We start from the raw sequence: 19344 nt of genomic DNA on the forward strand, positions 1-19344 counted from the left end.
CCGACGGGGAGGCGGACGGATGCCATGCCAGCGCAGCGATAGCAGTACCGCCCGCTCCCGGACGTTGAGGCAGGCAAAGATCAGGTCCCTGCGGGGAGGAGACCCTGAAAGGGATCGTCGTGCGGAATGTCGTCGGTCCAGAACCCATAGCGGTGTTCGAGTACCTGCATGACGGGGTCGGCGGACGTGTCTCCATGATGGAGAACCAGTCCCCAGCGTCGTAGGCTGCTCACGGCCGCCATGTGGATTCTGTGCATCATGACGTCGCGGGAGATCTCTGCCGGAGAAACGCGCGGGTCGTCTGGTCCCTCTTCCCTCAACGCCTCGTCGAAGACAGCCTCCCGAAGCTGTCCCAACCGTTCTGCAGTGAGCGGCCCGTAACGGGCTTCTATGCGGTGGTTGACAGTCAGGTTCATCACGACGGTGAGCAGGTGCCAGTCCTTCCAGCCTTCATCGCGCAGGCTGTTGAACAGATCCCGCACTCGCTCATCTTGCAGTAGCGCCGGCAGAGTGTGGCGGATGGGTATGGGCAAAACCTCGTAGCGCTCCGCCAGGATCGCCTGGGCCTTCTCGACGCTATAACCCGGACCCGGGTCCGAGCGCGGTTCGAGGTGCGGTGAGCCGCCTCGTGGAGTCGTGCGTTCGCCATGGACGAGAGGGCGATAGCGGGCGTCGGCGAGAGGTGGGATGGGTTGTGTCCGGAATCGCGCCAGTTCGTGGTAGGGGCGACCGACTTCCAGGTTCTGGAACAGTCCGTTGCGGGCTGCCTGGTCCATGAGTTGGCTGAACGGTTCCCGGTCGAGTAGCGAGTTGCCGAGCAGGACCTGGAACGCCAGATGTAGGACGCCTTGGCGTATTCGTTGCTCGTCGTCTGCCTCGTCTTGCGGTTCGGCGGGCAGGAATAGCAGCCACAGGCGCCGGCCTCCGTCGACGCGGGTCATGTAGGTGTCGGTCGGTCGTCGATCGGCCGGGTAGGTGCGGATCTCGATGTCGACGTCTTGTGGAATGATCGTTGGGTCGAGGGAGGCGAACTCCACGAGCAGGATCTGCAGGGTCGATGTGAAGTCCTCGATCGCCAGCACGATGTTCTGCTCGTTGCGCCCGTGGATGGTCCAGACCACCCCCAGCGCGCGGAAGACGATGGTGCGCTCTGGGCCGACGTCGCTGAACGGTGCGCCGGCCTTCTCGGACAGCCAGTCCAGCCACTCCTGCTCGTTGTATGACACCCTTGCCGACCACGCATCGACGCCGGTTCGGACGAGGGGAGTCAAGTGGCCTCGGTCGAGGATGTCCCAAAAGGCTGTTTCGAAGTTCGGGCGGGTCTGACGCGCTACGAGGCCGGTGTACACCTGGTACTGCACGGCCTCTGACACGTAGGTGTGGCGGTCGAGATTTGCAGGATCGGGTGCGTAGGCGAGGTGGGCGAGGCTGGCGATCGACGCCAGGTCCGCGGAGGCGATCCAAGCCCCGACCAGGTGGTCCTGGTTTGCCGCCGAGAACAGTGCCATCGGAAGGAACTCACGGTCGGACGGATCGAGGCTGTTGTGTGCGATAGCGGCCATGGCCAACGCGTACTTCTTGGCAGCGAGGTACATGCCCAGGGCGCAGTAGATATCCACGATGTTGGCCATCGCCCGTAGCGCGCCGTAGAGGGTGTCACCATGGAACCAGTTGACCTTGGCCTGGTGGAACTCTCTCAGGGCGTCAAGCAGACGGCCGGCCTTTTGCAGGGCAGTAGCTCGCTGGCGGCATTTGTCGCCGACCGCGGCGTCACCCTCCTGCCGCTTGACGGCATCGTCCAGCCCGTCGCACACCCGCCGGTATAGCGGATGGTCGCGCAGGGTGGGCGCGAGGATGTCGATGACGGCGCTGAATGATTCGATCGGGTAGCCGCGTGCGTCGGGAAGTAGTTCGGCGAGTTCGAGCAGCCGCCGCATGCCGTCGTCGAGGTCCACCACGGGTGCCGCGTCGAGATGTTGCTGGAGCGCACCCTCGTGGATCGCTTCCATCAATGCTTCGTACTGCTGGTCGAGCTCGGCGAGGGTCGCGCTGCCGCGGACCTCGGCGCCGGTGTAGTCGACGTGCAGCGCCAGGTGGGCGGCGGCCTGCAGCAGACCTGCTCGGGTGTTAGGTCCCCAGTCCCGTTCGAGGAGCTGGTCGACGTGGCGACGTTGCTGCGGTATCCAGGTCAAGATCTCGGGCAGTGGGATGTCGGTGTGGTTGAGCGCGGCCGCTGTGGTGCAGACCTGGACGAGGACGCTCGCGTTGAACAGGATGGTCGGGTCGTCGCTCAGTTCGATCTCCGCCATGAACCGGCGGATCAACGGCTCCGCAGGTCGAAGATCCGCCTTCCCCCGGCTTCGCGCCGCGACGATCTCGTAGACAGCGTGCAGCCGCACATCGGCGTCTGCGCTGTGCTCGGCGAGCCGGGTCATGAGAGTCAGCCACCCATCGAGGTCCACTCGTGTCGGCCCCGGTGGTATGGCGTGTCTCAGCCCGTGGCGCAAGTCGAACATGTCGCCCAGGTTGGACGGGGTCCGGTGCGGCTCCTGCCAGTACTCGCGGAGTTCGACGTACCAGTCGGGAAGGTCCGGCTCGGGCTCATCAGCCTGGCGAGGTGCCAGCTCGGCCGGCAGGTGCAGGTATTCCTGGGCGATCCAGTACAGGTCTGGCTCGGCAAGCCACTCCGCCAGCCCGAACCCGTCAATGATCTCCAACCCGACGTTGTACTGCTCCAGCGCCCAGGCTTCTACCTTCTTGCGCAGACCCACGGGTACTTCCGCCACGGCGAAGATGTAGATCCGGTCGACGTGGGTTCCCTGCGTACAGATGGCCGCGATGTCGCTCTCAAACTTCGCCCGCAGCTTGTCCCGTTGAATGGTGCAGGCGAAGGCGACGACGTCCCGAGACGCCAACGCCAGAAAGCCCAGGGCGAACGGCAACTCCTCTACCAGGTAGGTGCGGAACGTCTCAAAGTCTCTGCCCTGGTCTCCACCAGCGGAAACCGGGCCGGTGGCGGGCAGAACGTTGCTGGCGATCCGCCGCTTGGCCACGTGGCGACACACGTGCTCGAACGAATGATGCGCGTTCTCTCCCGCCAGGAGGCTCAAGCTGACCCTGATCATCTGCGCTCTCTCGACCGGAGTAGCCACCACGCCTCACCTCACGCCTAGCCCAGTCCGTCGCATCCTGCCACCCTCTGTCGAGTTCGCCATGGACATGCAGGCCAGACCTGTGCGGGCTGCGCCAACACGGCTGCAAGGGTCCTGTCGATCTTGCACCAGTTCATCCGTTCAATGCCGACGGATGAACGCGCGCCCGGCGAGGGCGAACAAGGACAGGCTGATCGTCGCGACGAACACGCGCACCGTCGGGTCGAAGTTCAGAGCTGAGCCGAGATCGCGGGAGACATGCGTGCCGATGAAGGTCGGCACCGCGCTCCATACTGTATCTGCGAGCAGAAGCATCGCGGTGATCGCGATGAAGCCGGCGAGCAGGCACTGGCGCACGTACCGACCGGATTGCTTGCTGCGTACCCACAGCCGGGCAAGCGTCGACGTGGGCGGCCTGCGCCAACTGCCATGTCGTACCCAGGCGTCCTCCTGCTCGTCGAGGGAGTAGCGATTGACGATCGCCAGGATCAGCTTGTAGGTCCGCATGAGCAGGGCGAACGTCGACGGGGTGCCGAACGCCCACGAGCGCTGTAGCTCCCTCGCCTCCGCGCGGATCCGGCCGGCCCATCCGCGCAACTGCCGATCGGTGACGTCGACACCGGTTCGATTCACGCGATGCCACGCGAGCTCGAACCTGGTAGCGGCGCGGTCAAGTTCCGCCACAGCATGGCGCCGGTGCTCTGGCGCAAACTCGACACGGTCGCTGAACTGGAGGAGAGCGGCGACCATTGCCACGTCAGGGCGCGCCCAGTGGTTCCGCTCGACGCGCCACGCAAGCACGAGCGGCCACATCGCGCCGACAAACAATGCAGCAGCCGCGAACGCTAGTCCCACCAGGACCTCGTACCACCGTGTTGCGTGGATCGTGGGAACGGCCGACGCCACGACGCACGCCACGGCTGAGGCTGCGGCGCCGATGGCCGCCATGCGGGCCGAAATGGCGAAGCTCGAAACCGTGATCGCGAACCAGCAGCCGAAGATCAGGCAGGCGGCGAAGGCCGCCAGCCTGTGGGTCGCAGAACCATCGACGATCACGAGCGTTGCAATGGCGGCCACAGCCACGTTGATCTTAAGCGCTAGTGGCTGCGGCCTGCTCAACCGGTCCTGCGCGAGGTCGAGCCGGTCCTGCGCGAGGTTGGCGGCCCGTACCGTGGGCAAGGCCGACTCGGGGGGGTCATCGTCGACGTAACCCCAGAAATGGTCGTAGATATCAAAAAAGCCGCTCTGTCTCTCGTTCTCGCGCTTCCTGCTCCGGTTGGCCAGTGCAATCCCTTCGATTCTCTCGCCGCGGAGGATCCACCATGGTGCTCGATCACGCAGGTCATCGGGCTCATCGGCGGGCAGCGGCTCGCTAACGCCCGACCCGTCGGCGTCGTCCTGCGTGCCGATGGGTTCGTCATCCCTGAACGGCACGGCGTCATCGGCGTCATCCTCTTCGCCGCCGATGTTCCTCGGCACCGCTACCGATTCGGGCGGGGCGGCCGCCCACCTTCGCGGCTCAGGTCGGAATCGAGGTACTGCCTCATCGTCCACGCGATCACCACCAGGTCGCGAATGTGTTTCCATCCAGTACCACACCACGGCAAGACCGTGCCGGCCGTGGGGTCCCGGTCCAGGCCGTAGTTACCGCGCCAGAGGACGCCTATCACTTCGGCGAGCGGCGGTCCCGGCGCGGACGGCGAGCCAGAGATGGGGCTGGGGTGCCGTGCCGTCCGGTGGGACCGACCCTCCTAGGACGGTCTAGGGGGTGTGGCGCGGGGCGGGGCCTCCAGCTGCCGGCATCGGGCCAGCAGTCACCGATGAGTGCGTGGCGCGACCATCCTGGACGCCCATCACCATCAGCGCCGCGCCGTGGCGGGTGCCGGCTTGTAGGCGGCGGCCAGGTCTTCGTCGGTGAAGCGGACCTTGCGGCCGAGCCGGTGGCAGGGGATGCGGCCCTTGGACACCCAGCGCCGGAGGGTGGTCTCCGCGATGCGCAGCTTCGCCGCGGCCTCGGCGTAGGTGTAGTCCCTGGCCACCTCGTCCTCCTCCTGCCCTCCGGCGCTGATGTGCGGTCACTGTAGACCATTGCGGCCCGATAGATCTACGGTGGGCTACGCCGCGCCACGGTGAGATCGGAGGCGTACAGTCCCTCTCGCCGACGGCCAGGTGTACGGCTACTATCCGGTACTGCGCGTGCATTGCACGCCGTGCGCTGGAAGTGCTGTTGGCTGGCACGCCGCCGTTCCACGGTGGAGGCCCAGGTTCGAGTCCTGGCCGGCGCTCGACGCCCGGCCACAGGGGAAGGTGGTGAGCGGCGTGTTCCACGGCAGCATCCCGGCTGACCTGCGCTCGATCATCTACGAGCACGCGGAGTCTTGGCCGGACACCGACCTGTACGTCGGCTGCTCGGGGAACTTCACGATTGAGCGGACGCTGCACAGCCGGCCCGGCGAGGGCCGGGCGATCCACGGCAACGACGTCCAGGCGTACAGCTCGGCGCTCGGCTGGTGGCTCGCCGGCCGCGAGCTGGACTACCGGCTCAAGGAGGAGCACGCCGAGGAGCTGGCCTGGCTGGAGCCGTACCTGGCCACGTCGACGGACACCCTCGCCACGCTGATGCTCGGCACCCGGTTCCTCCAGTACGTCGGCCGGCAGGGCGTCTACTACGAGCGGATGGTCCGGGCGACCGTCGGCCAGTTCCCGTCGATGCACGCCAAGACGGTGGCGAAGCTGAACGCGCTGACCCTGCGCCTGGCCGACTACTACTGCGGGGACGTGCGGGACTACCTGCGCGACGTCGTGCCGGCCGACGCGCCGGTGGCCATGTTCCCGCCGTTCTACGCCGGGGACTACGAGGCGCAGTTCGCCGGCATCGACGAGTTCTTCGACTGGCCGGCGCCGAGCTACGACCTGCTGGACGAGGACGGCAAGGAGGAGATCATCGGGGCGGTGCTCGACCGCCCCCACTGGATCCTCGGCCTGCACATCGCCCGCGACGAGCTGCGCCCCTGGCTGCGCGGCGTCGTCCAGACGTCCAACCGCGGCATGCCGATCTACGTGTACGCCAGCTCCGGAGCCCGCCGGGTGGTCGCGCCCGCCCAGCAGGTCGCGCCGATCCTGCTGCCGAAGATCGGGCCCGACGAGGACCTGGGCGACCGCATGGCGATCCACGTGCTGACCGGCGGCCAGTTCTCGGCAGTGCGGTCGCAGTTCATGAGCAAGACGATCCTGCCCGGGTCGCCGCTGCTGGCGTGCGCGGTGAGCGTCGACCGGAAGCTGATCGGGGCGTTCGCGTACCTGCCGCCGAAGTTCGACCCGAGCACCGCGTACCTGATGAGCGACTTCCCGGTGTCGTGGACCCGGTACCGGCGGCTGGCGAAGCTGATCGTGATGGCGGCCGCCAGCCGCGAGGCGCAGCTGCTGTTGCAGCGGTCCCTGTCGAAGCGGCTGACCGGCTGGTCGACCACGGCGTTCACCGACCGGCCGAACAGCGCGAAGTACGGCCGGGGCATCCCCGGCGTGAAGTTGCAGAAGCGCAGCGAGCCGGCCGCCGACGGCATCCACCGCTACCAGCTCCAGTACGGCGGCCCACTGGGTGACTGGACCCTGCAAGAGGCGCTGGCGGAGTGGAAGCGCCGCCACGGGAAGGACGAGCGACGATGAGCGACGAGCACCGCGGCGACCCGCCGGCCGCCGAGCAGCCGGGCTGCCCGAAGACGCTGTGGGACGGCATGACGCCCTACCAGTGCGACGAGGGCGCCGAGACGGGCGTCTGCCCCACCCACGGCCGGTTCCGGATGCCGCCGCCGTCGGCGGACCCGGACAAGCCGTGCCAGCACGTCGACATGCACCTGGACGCCGACGTGCAGCGGCTGACCGCCTCCGACGACGACCCCACGGTGGTGGCGTACATCGTGGAGCTCTCGATCTGCTGCCTCGGCTGCCAGGAGCGGTTCCGGTGGACGGGCGTGCCCGCCGGGATGATGCCGAACCGGCCCGCCTGCTCGGCCGACGAGTTCGTGCTGCACGCGCCGATCCGGCCGGCGAGCGCCGACCCGGACTTCGGCCTCGGCATCCCCGGGTTCGCCATCCAGTACCGGGCGGGAGGCGGGCGGTGAGCGACGTCGACGAGCTGCCCCTGGACCCGCGGCTGATGACCGTCCGGCCGCAGGACCTGACGCTGCTGGAAGTCAACGCGCGGTACATGCGCAAGGAGCAGTACGACCGCCTGGTGGCGAACATCAAGCGGGACGGCTGCCTGACGAGCGTGCCGCTGGTGTGGCACGACGTCGACGGCGACCGGAAGGTGGTGCTGTCCGGCAACCACCGGGTCACCGCCTCGATCGACGCCGGCCTCACCGAGATCACGGTGATGGTGGTGCAGCAGAAGCTGACCCGCGCCCGGCAGGTCGCCTTGCAGCTGTCGCACAACGCGATCGCCGGCGAGGACGACCCGGCCACGTTGAAGCACCTGTACGAGGAGCTGGACGACGTGGACTGGCGGGCCTACTCGGGCCTGGACGACAAGCAGCTCGACCTGCTCGCGCAGGTCGACCTGGAGGGCCTGTCCGAGGCGAACCTGGACTTCGCCACGGTGCAGCTGGTGTTCCTGCCGCACGAGCTGGAGGCGGCCCGCGCCAGCTTCGACGAGGCGCGGAAGCTCACCCAGGCGGACGCCCGCTGGCTCGCCGGGTACGGCGACTACGAGACCACCCTGGACGCGCTCGCGACGGCCCACGGCGCCCACAACGTCGGCAACGTGGCCACCGCGCTCGGCCTCATCCTCGCCGTGTTCGAGCGGCACCTCGGCGAGCTGCGCGACGGCGTGTGGCTCGACGAGGAGAGCGGCGAGCCGATCGGGCACGCGCACCGCCTGGTGCCGATCGAGACGGTGCTGGAGACGCGCTCCATGCCGGCCGACGCGGCGGCGGTGCTGCACCGCGCCGTCGACAAGCTGGTCCGCTCGGGCGAGGTGCCCGCTGACCAGCGGTGGCGGGCGCTGGAGCTGCTGGCCGCGGACTACCTCGCCGGATGAGCGGCCGGCTGCCCCGGTCGACGAAGGTGATCGCCGCCGTCTACCTGGTGGTGATCGTCGGCGGGCTGATAGCCGGCTGCATCGGGCACTGGCCCTTCTGAGCCCCGCCCCTCGACTCCCGGCCGGCAGACCGCCGGCCGGTGCCCCGGCCGCAGTTACCCACTGCGGCCCGACCCCTGGAGGAAGAGATGACCGGACCCGCCCAGAGCGGCGAGGACCTGTACGCCGGCCTCGACGAGCGCCAGCGGTACGAGCTGGACCGGCGGTGCGACTACCACCCGCCCGTCGACCTGGCGACCGCCGAGGCCCACCAGGCGTGGCGGCGAACGATCAAGGGCGCGATGGCGCAGGCCATGCGCAGCCTGCCCGCCGGGCGGGAGACGTCGATGGTGCTGTCCGCTTTGGACGACGCCCTGATGTACGGCAACGCGGCGATCGCCCGGCCGCCCATGAGCGGGGGACGCAAGGGCGGGCACTGAGACGTGGGCGGCCCGGCGCTGCACCCGCCGGGCCGCCCGCCTAGCAGCACGAGGAGGTGACCATGAGCGAACCGGAGGTGCTGGCCTGGGACCGGCAGCGCAGCGAGCCCGAGCGGGCGTACGGGTACTTCGCCCTGTACCGCGACCTGGGCCGCGCCCGCACCGTCGCGAAGGTCGCCGAGCAGGTCAACAAAAGCCGGGACTACCTCCACAAGCTGGCGACGACGTGGAAGTGGGTGCAGCGGGCTGCGGCGTGGGACCGGGAAGAGGACCGGCTGTACGCCGAGGGCCTGGCCGAGCAGCGGCGCGACATGGCCCGCCGGCACGCGCGAATCGCGTCGGCGTTGCAGGGGAAGCTCGTCACCCGGTTGCAGAACCTCGACGCGTCGAAGCTGACCCCAGGCGATATCGCCCGCTGGCTGGAGGTGTCGACCCGCGTCGAGCGGCTGGCCCTGGGCCTGCCCGACTCCACGACGGCGCACACCGGCCCGGACGGCGGCCCGATCCGCGCCGAGGTCGAGCAGATGAACGAGCAGCAGCGCGCCGACTTCTTCCGGGCGCTGATGGCCGAGGCCGCCGCCCGCGCCGGGCAGACGGCCACGGGAAGGGAGCCGGACGACCTGGCCGGCGACGGGGACGAGGACGACGAGGACGGGGAGGCGGCCGGTGGGCCGGAGGAGCGAGGGTGACGGCGAGGCGTGGATCGCCGTGGAGGTGCGGGCGCCGCGCTGGGCGGTGTGGTGCGTGGCGGTCTGCTCGGTGGTGATGGGCATGGCCGGCGTGGCGCTGGTGGCGCTGCGATGGTGACCCGCGGCCCCCGGTCGGCGCGGCGGCTGACGGCGCACCCGGTGCCGGCCGCCGCCCCGGCGTACCGGCCGGGCGGCCCGGTGCGTGGCCTCGCCCCGGTCGACCCGCTGCCGCCGGCGCCGAGCCTGAGCGTGCCGCCGCCCCCGCCGCTGAGCCGGGAGCAGGCGCGAGCTCTCGCCCGCCGGGCGTGGGGCTGGCGGGCGCTGCTCGGCGGCTGGGCGGCGCTGCTGGCCGCCGTGGTGTGGGCGGGCCTGCGGTGGGTCGGCCCGGCGTCGCTGGGCTGCCCGGCGGTGATGCTGGCGACCGAGCTGGCGCTGGCCTGGTGCGCGGTCGTCGACCTGCGCCAGCGCGCGGCCGAGATGCGGGCCGAGGGCTGAGCCGTGCTGCTGGCCTACCCGGACCCGGCGCTGATGACCGACGCCGAGCTGGCCGCCTACCTGCGCGAGGTGTCGGAGGTCCAGGGCCTCGTCCGGTACGACTGGCGGCGGCACGCCCGCCCAGAGCAGATGGAGCCGGCGTACTACCGGATCTGGATGCTGCTGGCCGGTCGTGGCTTCGGCAAGACCCGCACCGGGGCGGAGACGGTGCGCGGCTGGGCGGGGACCAGGCCGGGCGGGCACTACGCGGTCGTCGCGAAGACGCACCGCGAGGTGTTCAACGTCTGCTTTACGGCGCGGCGTGCCGGCCTGCTGGCGGTGATCCCGCCGAAGGAGGTGCGGACGTTCAACAAGAGCGAGCCGTACCTGGAGCTGACCAACGGGGCGATCATCCGGGGCTTCGGCGCGCAGGACCCGGACACGCTGCGCGGCTACGACTTCGACGGCTGCTGGCTCGACGAGTATGCGGCCTGGCCGTTGCAGACGGCGCAGGGCGTGTTCGACATGCTGTGGTTCTGCATGCGCGAGGCGCCCGACCCGCGCATGGTCATCAGCACGACCCCGAAGCCGCTGCCGCACGTGAAGAAGCTGCTGGCGCGGTCGAAGAAGCAGCGGGCGCGCAGCCGCCGGCCCCGGGTGGTCATCACCCGCGGGCGGACGCTGGACAACGCCGAGAACCTATCGGCGGAGGCGCTGGAGGAGCTGCTGGAGCAGTACGGCGGCACCCGGCTGGGCCGGCAGGAGCTGGACGCCGAGCTGCTGTCCGACGTCGACGGCGCGCTGTGGAAGTCGGCGTGGATCGAGGCCGGGCGGGTCGACAAGGACGACGTGCCGCCGCTGGTGCGGACCGTGGTCAGCGTCGACCCGGCGGACACGGTGTCGGAGACGAGCGACGAGACGGGCATCGTCGCCGTCGGCCGGGGCGAGGACGGCGAGCACTACGTGCTGGCGGACCGGAGCATGAAGATCGCCGGCATGGCGGCGGCCCGCCGGATCTGGCAGTGCTACCTGGACGTCGACGCGGACGTCGTGGTGTACGAGGGCTCGTCGGCGTGGCTGCGGGACATCCTGGTCGACGCGTGGGTGGCCATGCAGAAGGAGGGCCTGCTGCCGGGTGGTGACCCGCCGCTGGACGTGGTGCAGGCCCGCCAGTCGAAGCGGGTGCGCGCCGAGCCGGTGGCAGCCCGGTACGAGGTCGACCCGCCGCGCGTGCATCACGTGGGGACGTTCCCGTTGCTGGAGGACCAGCTGACGACCTGGACGCCGGAGTCCGGCGACTCCCCGGACCGGCTGGACGCCCTGGTGCACGGCGTGACGTACCTGCGGTCGAAGGAGTCCCGGCGGGCGGTGGTGGCGTCGCCGCTGGGCCAGCAGGCACGGCCGTCTGCGGGGCCGCGGTGACCCAGGGATCAAATGAGCGGCTGCGCGAGCGGCTGCGTGAGCACCTCGACGCCGGCCGCCTGCGCCCAGCGGTTGATCGTGGGACGGATCTGCTGATGCCAGTGGGGAAGGCGGATACCGCCGTCGGCGGTGATCTGCCTGACCTCGGGGGCGCCGAACGCCTGGAACAGCTCGCTGGTGAGGCGGTACGTTGCCGCGACCAGCCCGGGACCGTCGGCGCAGAGATCGTCGATGTCGGCGACCGTGTCAGCCCACGCGCCGTTCGTGATCTCACCGCCCTTCCCCGTTGCCAGAGCCTGGGCCGCAAACCAGCCGAGCCGGTCCTCCGGCCAGCCGAGGGTGTCTACCAGCGCGGCCGGGACGTACGGCGCGATGGCGGCCCGGACGGTGGCGAGGCCACCGGCCGCCGCCCTGTCGCGCGCGTGGCGGGCCAGGAATCGCAGTCCCGCGGCGATGCCGAGGGTGAGCCACTGGTCGTCGACGAGACGGGACGTCAGGTCCTCGACGCCCGACGTCCGCACGTCAACCGCGCTGGAGAAGACGCCGCTGCCGCTCTCGTGCAGCTCGCACGCCCCGCGCGAGTACGGCTTGTTCGGTTGGTACCTCGTTGCACCTACAAGGCACCGGCGCCGCACGGTCGACCGGATGAAGTGGCGCACCCCGATGCCGAACGCGGTGTGCGTGGTGTCGGCGTTGCTCAGCCCGAATGCCCTCAGCGCGGGGGTGTCGATGGTGAAGACCCCCGGCATGTCGGGGACGAGGGTTACGACTACGAACGTCTCGTCCGGCGCGAGGCGTTCAACGAAGTCGGCTTCGATCCGGGCGGCTTCGTCGATGCGGTCTGCGAAGCCGGCGAATCGTGCCCGGTACGCCTCGGCCACCAGTGCCTCGGACAGCCAGGCCCTCTGCGTGCCGATCCGCTTGGGGTAGAGCAGCGAGTTGTTCTGGATGTAGGCGTGCGGCGCTGTCGCCGTCCGGGCGACCCAGATGACGAGGAATCCGGTGCCGGGCCGGTCGGGATCCTCTACCGGGATGATGTCGAAGGTCGGCGTCGGCTGGACGTTGGCGACGACGGTCTGGTGGAGCCGGACGCGCTCGGCGTCGCTGATGTCCACGCCGACGTCCTTCGTGGCGCGGCCCTGGCTGTCCTCCTCCATGCCGAGGATGAGCAGGCCGCCGTTGGCATTGGCCAGCCCGCCGACATCGGCACACAACTCCTTCCGGTCCTTGTCGCGGCTGCCGTACGTGTCGCGCTTGAAATCCAGGTCGGGGCCTTCCGTGGTGTCCGGGATGAGCCCCTTGACCTGCTTGTAGGTCAGGGTTTCGTCAATCGGTCCGCCGAGGAGCTGTTCGAGCCTGCGGTTTCGCAGCGTGGGCATGCGTTCGATCGTGGACCGCCCCGCCGCAGGGGAGCAAATCGGCAGGTCAGCGAGGCTCCTGATTGGACGGCAGATGATCTTGATTGATACAATGAATATGTACGGCCCTGGCCGTACCTCCGTGTTCACGTGGAAGAGGAGAGACCGGAAGTGACAGCAGCAGTGAAGGCGCGGCCCCGAGGCAAGAAGGCCCCGCACCTCGCCCAGATCGACCCGCGGGCGCTGCTCGCGCACGAGAGCAACCTGCGCAGCTCGCTCGGCGACCTGACCGAGCTGCGCGCCTCGATCGCCGCGAGCGGCGTTCTGCAGGCGCTGACCGTCGTGCCCGACGGCGACGGCCACCGGATCGTCGCCGGCCACCGACGCGCGAAGGCGGCGGCCGAGGCGATCGAGGCCGGCGAGTGGCCCGACGGCCAGCCGCAGACCGTGCCGTGCCTGGTGCGGCCCGACCTGGAGGGCCTGGCCCCCGCGCAGATCGTCGCGATGCTCGTCGAGAACGACCAGCGCGCCGACCTGACCGAGAGCGAGCGGGCGAACGGGTACGCGCAGCTGGAGCTGTTCGGCCTGGACGTCGCCGAGATCGCCCGGCGCACCGGCCGGAGCCAGAAGCACGTCAAGTCCGCGTTGAAGTTGAAGACGCTCGGCGACGTGGCGACCGAGGCGGCCGACGCGGGCAAGCTGACGCTGGAGGACGTCGCCGCGCTGGAGGAGTTCGAGGACGACCCGAAGGCGATGGAGCGGATCCTCAAGGGCGTCGAGTCCGGCTGGGGTGTGCGCCACCGGGTCCAGGAGGAGAAGCGCAAGCGCGAGGACAAGAGCGCGACCGAGACGCTGACCGAGGAGCTGACGGCGGCCGGCGTCCGGGTGTTGAAGAAGCCGAAGGACTGGCCGTGGAACTGCGCGGCGGCGAAGGTCGAGGACCTGGTGGACGCCGACGGCCAGCCGCTGGACGTCGAGAAGGTCAAGACGCTGGAGGGGTTCGGCGCGATCGTCGAGGGCTCGTACGGGAACATGCGGGCCGTCATCGTGTGCGAGGACCCCGACGCCCACGGGTACAAGCGCACGAAGTGGACGCAGTACAAGAGCCCCGCGCAGAAGGTCGCCGAGGAGCTGGCGAAGCGGGAGGCCGAGGAGCGGCGGCAGAAGCTGCTCGACGCCGGCGAGGTGCGGCGGCGGTTCCTCGTCGAGAAGTGGGGCAGCGCGAAGGGCGCGAAGGCCCTGCTGGTCGACGCGATGCGCGCCGCCGTGGTGATGCCAGGCTTCTACGACCGGGCCGAGGAGGACCTGGTCGCGGCCCTGGCGGGCGGTGACCCGCGCGACGGGCAGACGGCCGGCATCGATCGGCTGAACCGGCTGCTGGTCGCCCGGTTCGTCGCCGCGCACGAGGGCAACACGGCGACCGTGGCGGCCGGGCGGTACTCCAACCGGGAGCACCTGGTGCTGCCGTGGCTGGACCGCCTGGTGGCCGAGGGCTACGAGCTGTCGGAGGCTGAGAAGGCCTGGCACGCCGAGCTGGTCGAGGAGGAGGCCGAGCGGCAGCGTGCTATCGAGCAGGAAGAGGCCGAGGCGGCGCTGGAGTACGACGACGCCGAAGGCTACGTGGAGGACGCCGAAGGCGTGCGGCCGATCGAGGACGTGCAGCTGCCCGAGGGCGACGTGGAGCCGGCGGCCGAGCCGGACGACGACGCCGACGGCGACGCCGAGCCGCAGGCCGAGGCCGACCCGGACCCGTGCCCGGAGGCGGACCTGGACGCGGCCGAGCCCGACGCGAAGGGCGACGAGTGAGCGCGACCCCCGCGGGTCGGCCGGAGGCGCGTACCGAGATGGTGCGCGCCTCCGGCGCCGGTCCGACCGACAGCGTGGAGACGCCCGTGGACGAGGAGCTGCTGCGCGGGACCTGCCCGGCCTGCCAGGCGGTGATCGGCGACGCGCACCGCGACGACTGTGACGTGGCCGAGTGCCTGGCCACCGGGCGTAAGCGCATGTGGTGCCGGGCGCAGCCCGGCACCGCGGGCCACGACTGCGGGCGCGCGGACTGGACCGGCCGGTGGCCGGCGCACGCGGAGGCCCGCGAGTTCGGCTGGCACGTGCGGTGGGACGTGGAGGCGCGGAGGTTCGTGCGCTGCGCCCCCGACGTGGAGGGCTCCGGGCCGGACCTGTCGCGGCTGTACGAGAACGCGCGGTGGGACCAGGCGGCGCGGCGCTGGGTGCGGCGCCGGGCGGTGCTGTTCTCCCGGGCGGTGCGCGGCGGCCGGGCCACCATCGAGGAGCTGACGAAGCAGGCGCGGCGGTACTGCGCGGAGCAGGGCTACGAGGTGGTCGGCGAGCACGTCGGCGCTCGCGGCTGGCGGGAGGCCGTCGCCGACGTCGACGAGGGCAAGGCCGACGTGGTGGTGGTGCCGTCTCTGGAGCGGCTGGGCTTCGGCAAGCAGGTGTTCGAGCGGGTCGACGCGGTGCGGGCGGCGGGCGGCCGGGTGGCCGGCCCCGGTCTGCGGGTCGGCGCGGACGGCCGGGTCGTCGCCTCGACCAGCACGGAACATGAGGAGGATCCGCGTGGAGATCGGTGACCGGGCGATCCTCGGCTGCCCGCCGACGAACCTGAACGCGCTGCTGGAGGGCAGCGGGATGCCGGACTACGTGCCGACCGTCGAGCACGCGCTGGCGACGTGCGAGCAGTGCGGGACGGACGTGTGGATCGGGCCGCGCCAGCGGCAGGCGCGGGCGCTGCTCGGCGACGGCGCGGTGGTGCTGTGCATGGTGTGCGCGATCGGGGTGCAGCGGGAGCGCGGCGTCGGGATCGTGCGGCACCTCGGCGGCGGCGACGGCCGACCGCGGCTGAGCTAGTCCGTTGAGCGGACTAGCGACGCGAGGCTAGTCCGGCAGGCGGACCAACCGGGGCGGGTCACGGAGACGTGGCCCGCCTCTTCGTGTCGCAGTCCCCGCCGACCGGCGGGTCCGCGAGGACGTCGGGGCAGCGGCGGCAGCGCAGCACCAGGTGCCCGCCGCAGGAGCAGGGCCACCAGTCGCGGGCCGGCCGGGTGGCGGATCCGCCGGCGTAGGCGTGCCCGGCGCGGCAGTGCGTCGGCTCGTCGCCGACCAGCTCGCGGACCTGGCGGTAGGGGAAGGCGACCACGTGCGGGTCGGCACGGGCCCGCGCGATGAGGTGGCGCAGGTCGGCGGCCGAGTCGGCCACGCGCTCGACCACGGTCACACCGGCGGGCGAGTTGTCGGCCCGGTCCCAGCGGATCTGGATGTGCCAGCGCGTTCGCCACTCCACGCTCGCAGGCTAATCGAACACACGTTCCAACAGGCGCAGTTGCACCCAGAGTTGGTGGTCCCCAGCTTGACCGACAGGGGTGTCCGCCTCACCCTGGTCAATCCCACCGGCCACGTCCAGCGGGTGCTGTCGATGACCGGGATCCTGCCAATGCTCGCCAAGCCCGGCGGCCACGACTAGTACAACTCGGCGTGGATTCTGCGATCGTGCTGGTGCCCAGCATGTCGCGGGTGCCCGCAGAACGGGGATGATCGTCGTCGTTGACTGAACGTGCGCGTCGCTCCGCCGTGTCGGCTACCGCGAGCCGGGGGGATTGCCCTCATGCCCCCACCTGTTCGGCCAGTATCGATCGTGTTCGGTGACGAGGGCGGTGAGTGTGACCACTGCCTCGCGCATCAGCTTGACGTCACGCTTGTCGGGCTCGGTCGGCTTGCCGCTTGTGTCTGCTCCCATCATGTCGGTGCCGGCAAGGGCGGTGACGGTTCGCTGTGCGGCGGCGAGTGCTCGCCGGTAGTCAGCGGAGTCGGGGTCGGGATCCGGGTTTTCAGCGGCCAGGATCGCGGCGGCCTTGATGAACGCTCGATTGTCGTCCGGCTCCAGGTTGAGGGGTACCTGCTTCCCGTGGATGTTCACTTGGGCGCTGGTGATCACGTCTACGACCACGAGCTGCCGGTGGGCGAGGCCGCCTCGAGCGGCGTCGTTGACCCGTTGGTTGGTGCTCTGGGTTGGGCCAGGGGTGGTCAACGCATACATCGCGGCCCGCAGATCTTTGGCGGCTCCATGGTGTGCGTGAGGACCTACGCTTACCCGCCAAACCCCGGGAACGGCCGGGCCGCTGGGGAACATCACCTTGTCGGCGATCATCGTTACGGTGCCGAGCCGCCGCCACTCGAAGCTCGCTTGCACTCCCGTCATTAGCCCCTCCTATCTAAGGGCGGGATATTTTTCAATAATGCGGGATGATCGGCTGGGCGTCAAGCAGTCAGTCCATCGAGAAGGGAGGCACCTGTACGCGACCGTCGGCTTGGAGTCGGCAGATTGACGAGCTTGCTATCGGCGCACTCCCCTGTAGCGGGAGCACTATGGTCGCCTCATGCCCAAGTCCGTGTCGGTCCCCGAGAAAACGCTCGAGCACTGGTCCAGCCAGTACCTGACGTACCGTTATCGGTCCCAGGCCGCGTTATGGTGGCCCAGTAGCCGCGAAGACATCGACGTCCGCTGGTTGCCGACGAGACCAGGCAAGGCCGTCCAACTCGAGCTGAAAACGACGACTGTCGCCGGTACGGGTCTCCACGATGTGCTGGTGGATCTGGGGCAACTGTGGGAGTACCGCCAACGTCCAATCGGGCACCAGCCGTTCTATGCCTTCCCCTGGCCGGGCTGGCACGGCGACCTGACCACCGCAGCCATTGCCGGAGGACGTCCGGTGACAGAACTAGGATTCGGCCGCAGCGGTCCAGGCTGGTGGTTCGCAGACTGGATGGTCGTCTTGACGGCCGCCCAAGTGGAGAGAGTGCTGCACAAGGAGCTGGCGGCGCACGGCTGCGCAAGGCGAGGCACTAAGAAGCGGCTGGTCCGCTTCGACCTGACCCATTCCCAGCTCAACCCTGTGGTCACGTGGGGCTCTAGCGCGACTCCGCCTCAAGTCGTCCGCTGGCGTAACTTCTGGGCCGAGCTCGAACAGTGTGGGCGCGCCGGGTGGCCGCAGCTGATCAGGCTCCCTGCGCGATTTATGCAAGCCCGAGGCCTCTATACAAGCTCGAGGCTGGCCGGTTTGCTGCAGGAAGCGGCATACATGATCGCGGCTGGTGAGTGGGGCGATGACGACCAGCTCGTCACACTCGCGCCCGACGCGGACGGGAACTATCAGGTCGCACCGGACCCTGTCCTCGACCTCGGTGAACAGCATGCTGACTCAACCGATGACGTCCGCGACCACCGGCAGGTCGTCTTCCTGGAGGCCGGGGTGCTGCTTCGCCGGAGATAGCGTAGGTCGCGGCGATGAGCTGGAGCCAGATCGCTGGCTCCTTCATGGCGCGTCCTGCTGGCATGGCATCAGCCAGCGAGGCACCCGAGTTTCGGCTGGTCCAACCGAACCGACCAGTCATCGCTCCACTGGAAGCAATCGAGCTTGCGCCCGTTGCGTAGCACGGAGCGCGGAGAGCTGACCGTGGAATGAGCCATGCCGGTTCTGGTCGAGGTTGAGTGGAAGCACGCAGGATCGGATCAGCTCCTCCTCAAGCTTCCACGGCTGATCCGTCGCCGCCCACACGACCTGGGCGTGCTCGGCCATCCATGCGGTGAGCCGCTTCTCACCCTCTCGGCCGAACGTCAGCCGGTTGCCGCTACCGACCCGCCGTAGGCCAATCCCGAGCTCGTCGGCAAGGAGCGAGCCAAGGGTCAGGCGCAGCGTGGACCCGGCCGCGTTGCCCCGGTAGTGATAGCGGATTCGGCTGCGGATTGTCTGCCGGCTCGGAGGGCGCCCGTTGCTCGGCGGTGCCTTCGGTGAGATGCCCACGTAAAGCAGCACCGCCTCGTCCCTCTCATGGCACCCGGCAACTGGGACGAGGCGTGGCGGCGAGGTGAAGTACCAGGCGTAGGCACCGGGAGCCGCAGGTATAGGGCAGCCACGTCCACGGACTTCCTCAGCCCGATAAAGCCGGGGGGGACGGAGCAATGCTTCCTCCGGGGCCACTGGCACTCCTCGTCGATGTCGCTGCGCTGGCTGTACAGCCATCCGTACAGCCAAGCCTGCCAGCTAAGCCCGACACGATCCGACACCGGCGGCCGGCCTGAGCAGGGACAGGGCGTTGACCAGCCATCTGAGATCTTCTTCTAATTCCAAGCCCCCAGGTTCGAATCCTGCCGGCGCTCCACCTTGGCCCGGTCCAGCGAGGCCGGACGGTCGTTGACTGCCTGACGAGGAGATCCGCCAGCAACCGACCAAGCAGCACGGGCTTCCCTGCGTGTTGGTCTAGCGACGCTTGCCGAGGCTCGGAAGGCCGCTCGGCCTTGCCGAGACGCTCTGGGAAGGCCCGTCGTAGTACTGCGGGCTTCTCGGTTTTGGCTGGGGTGGCGTCCGCAGGGGAGGCAGGGTAGGCCGCTTGGCCCTTCCCGGCTGGGGTGGAATTACAGCGGAAGCCGACGCGGGACAAACCTTTGTCTGGTGCGGATAGTTGTGCGAGTGGAGGCGCCCCGACCGGAGGTTGACCTTCGTCGCGCGCCCGCAGACAGGGCAGTCATGCGGTGCGACGTTCGGATTTCCGCGGTTTGCGCGCTCCTGGAGCTCACGCTCAACTGTCATCCAATTTCGCAGAGTCACGGGGCTGATCCCAAGGTCCCGAGCAACGCGGTGAACACCATGGCCTGAGCGCACCATTCGTAGCGCGTCGTCGCGCTTGGCAGCCAATCGTTCTCGCTCCGGTTGATCCACC

19 protein-coding genes and 1 tRNA gene are annotated in these 19344 nt (G+C 69.6%); 13 read left to right on the forward strand and 7 right to left on the reverse strand.

Going from position 1 to position 19344, the window contains the following annotated elements; genetic code table 11:
* Positions 1-80: 80 nt before the first annotated feature.
* The 3 genes from GA0070606_RS26555 to GA0070606_RS26565 form a co-directional block, all read right to left on the reverse strand.
* Positions 81-3125: a hypothetical protein gene (locus tag GA0070606_RS26555; RefSeq protein WP_141721812.1), complete on the reverse strand. Its 3045-nt coding sequence runs from the start codon at positions 3123-3125 to the stop codon at positions 81-83.
* Between the two features lie 168 nt (positions 3126-3293).
* Positions 3294-4631, reverse strand: a complete 1338-nt coding sequence (locus tag GA0070606_RS26560) for a hypothetical protein (RefSeq protein WP_091105620.1) — start codon at positions 4629-4631, stop codon at positions 3294-3296.
* A 380-nt stretch (positions 4632-5011) separates the two neighbouring features.
* The gene (locus GA0070606_RS26565) at positions 5012-5191 is read right to left on the reverse strand and encodes a helix-turn-helix domain-containing protein (protein ID WP_176737422.1); all 180 of its coding nucleotides are present in this window, start codon (positions 5189-5191) and stop codon (positions 5012-5014) included.
* 173 nt (positions 5192-5364) lie between these two features.
* On the opposite strand from GA0070606_RS26565, the gene GA0070606_RS26570 reads away from it, so the two are divergent.
* From GA0070606_RS26570 to GA0070606_RS26605, 9 genes are all read left to right on the forward strand, one after another.
* Positions 5365-5437, forward strand: a tRNA-Gly gene (locus GA0070606_RS26570).
* Positions 5438-5462: 25 nt separating this feature from the next.
* The gene (locus tag GA0070606_RS26575) at positions 5463-6818 is read left to right on the forward strand and encodes a putative antirestriction adenine methyltransferase (RefSeq protein WP_245724815.1); all 1356 of its coding nucleotides are present in this window, start codon (positions 5463-5465) and stop codon (positions 6816-6818) included.
* Positions 6815-7273 carry a hypothetical protein gene (locus tag GA0070606_RS26580; protein ID WP_091105626.1) on the forward strand — a complete coding sequence of 153 codons (459 nt, stop codon included), beginning with the start codon at positions 6815-6817 and terminating at the stop codon, positions 7271-7273. Before GA0070606_RS26575 ends, GA0070606_RS26580 begins: the two co-directional genes overlap by 4 nt.
* The gene (locus GA0070606_RS26585; protein ID WP_218106057.1) at positions 7270-8190 is read left to right on the forward strand and encodes a ParB N-terminal domain-containing protein; all 921 of its coding nucleotides are present in this window, start codon (positions 7270-7272) and stop codon (positions 8188-8190) included. Before GA0070606_RS26580 ends, GA0070606_RS26585 begins: the two co-directional genes overlap by 4 nt.
* Positions 8191-8378: 188 nt before the next feature.
* Positions 8379-8669 (forward strand): Acb2/Tad1 domain-containing protein, encoded by a 291-nt coding sequence (locus tag GA0070606_RS26590; protein ID WP_091105629.1) that lies wholly within the window; start codon positions 8379-8381, stop codon positions 8667-8669.
* A 62-nt stretch (positions 8670-8731) separates the two neighbouring features.
* Positions 8732-9358: a hypothetical protein gene (locus GA0070606_RS26595; RefSeq protein ID WP_091105631.1), complete on the forward strand. Its 627-nt coding sequence runs from the start codon at positions 8732-8734 to the stop codon at positions 9356-9358.
* Positions 9336-9476 (forward strand): hypothetical protein, encoded by a 141-nt coding sequence (locus GA0070606_RS32700; protein WP_176737423.1) that lies wholly within the window; start codon positions 9336-9338, stop codon positions 9474-9476. The genes GA0070606_RS26595 and GA0070606_RS32700 overlap by 23 nt, the downstream gene beginning before the upstream one ends.
* The gene (locus GA0070606_RS26600) at positions 9470-9853 is read left to right on the forward strand and encodes a hypothetical protein (protein ID WP_091105634.1); all 384 of its coding nucleotides are present in this window, start codon (positions 9470-9472) and stop codon (positions 9851-9853) included. Before GA0070606_RS32700 ends, GA0070606_RS26600 begins: the two co-directional genes overlap by 7 nt.
* Positions 9854-9856: 3 nt before the next feature.
* Positions 9857-11254, forward strand: coding sequence for a terminase large subunit domain-containing protein (locus tag GA0070606_RS26605; protein ID WP_091105636.1), 1398 nt, complete (start codon positions 9857-9859; stop codon positions 11252-11254).
* An 8-nt stretch (positions 11255-11262) separates the two neighbouring features.
* Here the strand turns inward: GA0070606_RS26605 and GA0070606_RS26610 are convergent, their stop codons facing one another.
* Entirely contained in the window at positions 11263-12633 is a 1371-nt protein-coding gene (locus GA0070606_RS26610; RefSeq protein ID WP_091105639.1) for an AlbA family DNA-binding domain-containing protein, read from the reverse strand.
* A gap of 150 nt (positions 12634-12783) precedes the next feature.
* On the opposite strand from GA0070606_RS26610, the gene GA0070606_RS26615 reads away from it, so the two are divergent.
* The 3 genes from GA0070606_RS26615 to GA0070606_RS26625 are packed head-to-tail and all read left to right on the forward strand — an operon-like array spanning position 12784 to position 15477.
* Positions 12784-14418: a ParB/RepB/Spo0J family partition protein gene (locus GA0070606_RS26615; RefSeq protein WP_176737424.1), complete on the forward strand. Its 1635-nt coding sequence runs from the start codon at positions 12784-12786 to the stop codon at positions 14416-14418.
* Positions 14415-15200, forward strand: coding sequence for a recombinase family protein (locus GA0070606_RS26620; protein ID WP_091105644.1), 786 nt, complete (start codon positions 14415-14417; stop codon positions 15198-15200). The genes GA0070606_RS26615 and GA0070606_RS26620 overlap by 4 nt, the downstream gene beginning before the upstream one ends.
* Positions 15187-15477 carry a hypothetical protein gene (locus tag GA0070606_RS26625; protein WP_091105647.1) on the forward strand — a complete coding sequence of 97 codons (291 nt, stop codon included), beginning with the start codon at positions 15187-15189 and terminating at the stop codon, positions 15475-15477. Before GA0070606_RS26620 ends, GA0070606_RS26625 begins: the two co-directional genes overlap by 14 nt.
* Positions 15478-15535: 58 nt before the next feature.
* Here the strand turns inward: GA0070606_RS26625 and GA0070606_RS26630 are convergent, their stop codons facing one another.
* Both GA0070606_RS26630 and GA0070606_RS26635 read right to left on the reverse strand, forming a co-directional pair.
* Positions 15536-15910 carry a hypothetical protein gene (locus GA0070606_RS26630; protein WP_091105650.1) on the reverse strand — a complete coding sequence of 125 codons (375 nt, stop codon included), beginning with the start codon at positions 15908-15910 and terminating at the stop codon, positions 15536-15538.
* Between the two features lie 294 nt (positions 15911-16204).
* The gene (locus tag GA0070606_RS26635; RefSeq protein WP_141721814.1) at positions 16205-16825 is read right to left on the reverse strand and encodes a hypothetical protein; all 621 of its coding nucleotides are present in this window, start codon (positions 16823-16825) and stop codon (positions 16205-16207) included.
* Between the two features lie 178 nt (positions 16826-17003).
* Here GA0070606_RS26635 and GA0070606_RS26640 point away from each other — a divergent pair, with 178 nt between their 5' ends.
* Positions 17004-17897 (forward strand): hypothetical protein, encoded by an 894-nt coding sequence (locus GA0070606_RS26640; protein ID WP_091105655.1) that lies wholly within the window; start codon positions 17004-17006, stop codon positions 17895-17897.
* A gap of 117 nt (positions 17898-18014) precedes the next feature.
* Here GA0070606_RS26640 and GA0070606_RS26645 read toward each other — a convergent pair whose 3' ends face one another.
* The gene (locus GA0070606_RS26645) at positions 18015-18647 is read right to left on the reverse strand and encodes a GIY-YIG nuclease family protein (protein WP_091105658.1); all 633 of its coding nucleotides are present in this window, start codon (positions 18645-18647) and stop codon (positions 18015-18017) included.
* Positions 18648-19344 lie beyond the last annotated feature (697 nt).

The sequence above is a fragment of the Micromonospora citrea genome (genome assembly GCF_900090315.1).
GTDB classification, from domain to species: Bacteria; Actinomycetota; Actinomycetes; order Mycobacteriales; family Micromonosporaceae; genus Micromonospora; species Micromonospora citrea.

Coding starts and splice junctions, on each gene's coding strand:
- GA0070606_RS26595 (WP_091105631.1), top strand. CDS start 8,732: ATGAGCGAACCGGAGGTGCTGGCCTGGGACCGGCAGCGCAGCGAGCCC.
- GA0070606_RS26610 (WP_091105639.1), bottom strand. CDS start 12,633: ATGCCCACGCTGCGAAACCGCAGGCTCGAACAGCTCCTCGGCGGACCG.
- GA0070606_RS26635 (WP_141721814.1), bottom strand. CDS start 16,825: ATGACGGGAGTGCAAGCGAGCTTCGAGTGGCGGCGGCTCGGCACCGTA.
- GA0070606_RS26640 (WP_091105655.1), top strand. CDS start 17,004: ATGCCCAAGTCCGTGTCGGTCCCCGAGAAAACGCTCGAGCACTGGTCC.
- GA0070606_RS26590 (WP_091105629.1), top strand. CDS start 8,379: ATGACCGGACCCGCCCAGAGCGGCGAGGACCTGTACGCCGGCCTCGAC.
- GA0070606_RS26555 (WP_141721812.1), bottom strand. CDS start 3,125: ATGATCAGGGTCAGCTTGAGCCTCCTGGCGGGAGAGAACGCGCATCAT.
- GA0070606_RS26600 (WP_091105634.1), top strand. CDS start 9,470: ATGGTGACCCGCGGCCCCCGGTCGGCGCGGCGGCTGACGGCGCACCCG.
- GA0070606_RS26645 (WP_091105658.1), bottom strand. CDS start 18,647: ATGGCTGTACAGCCAGCGCAGCGACATCGACGAGGAGTGCCAGTGGCC.
- GA0070606_RS26580 (WP_091105626.1), top strand. CDS start 6,815: ATGAGCGACGAGCACCGCGGCGACCCGCCGGCCGCCGAGCAGCCGGGC.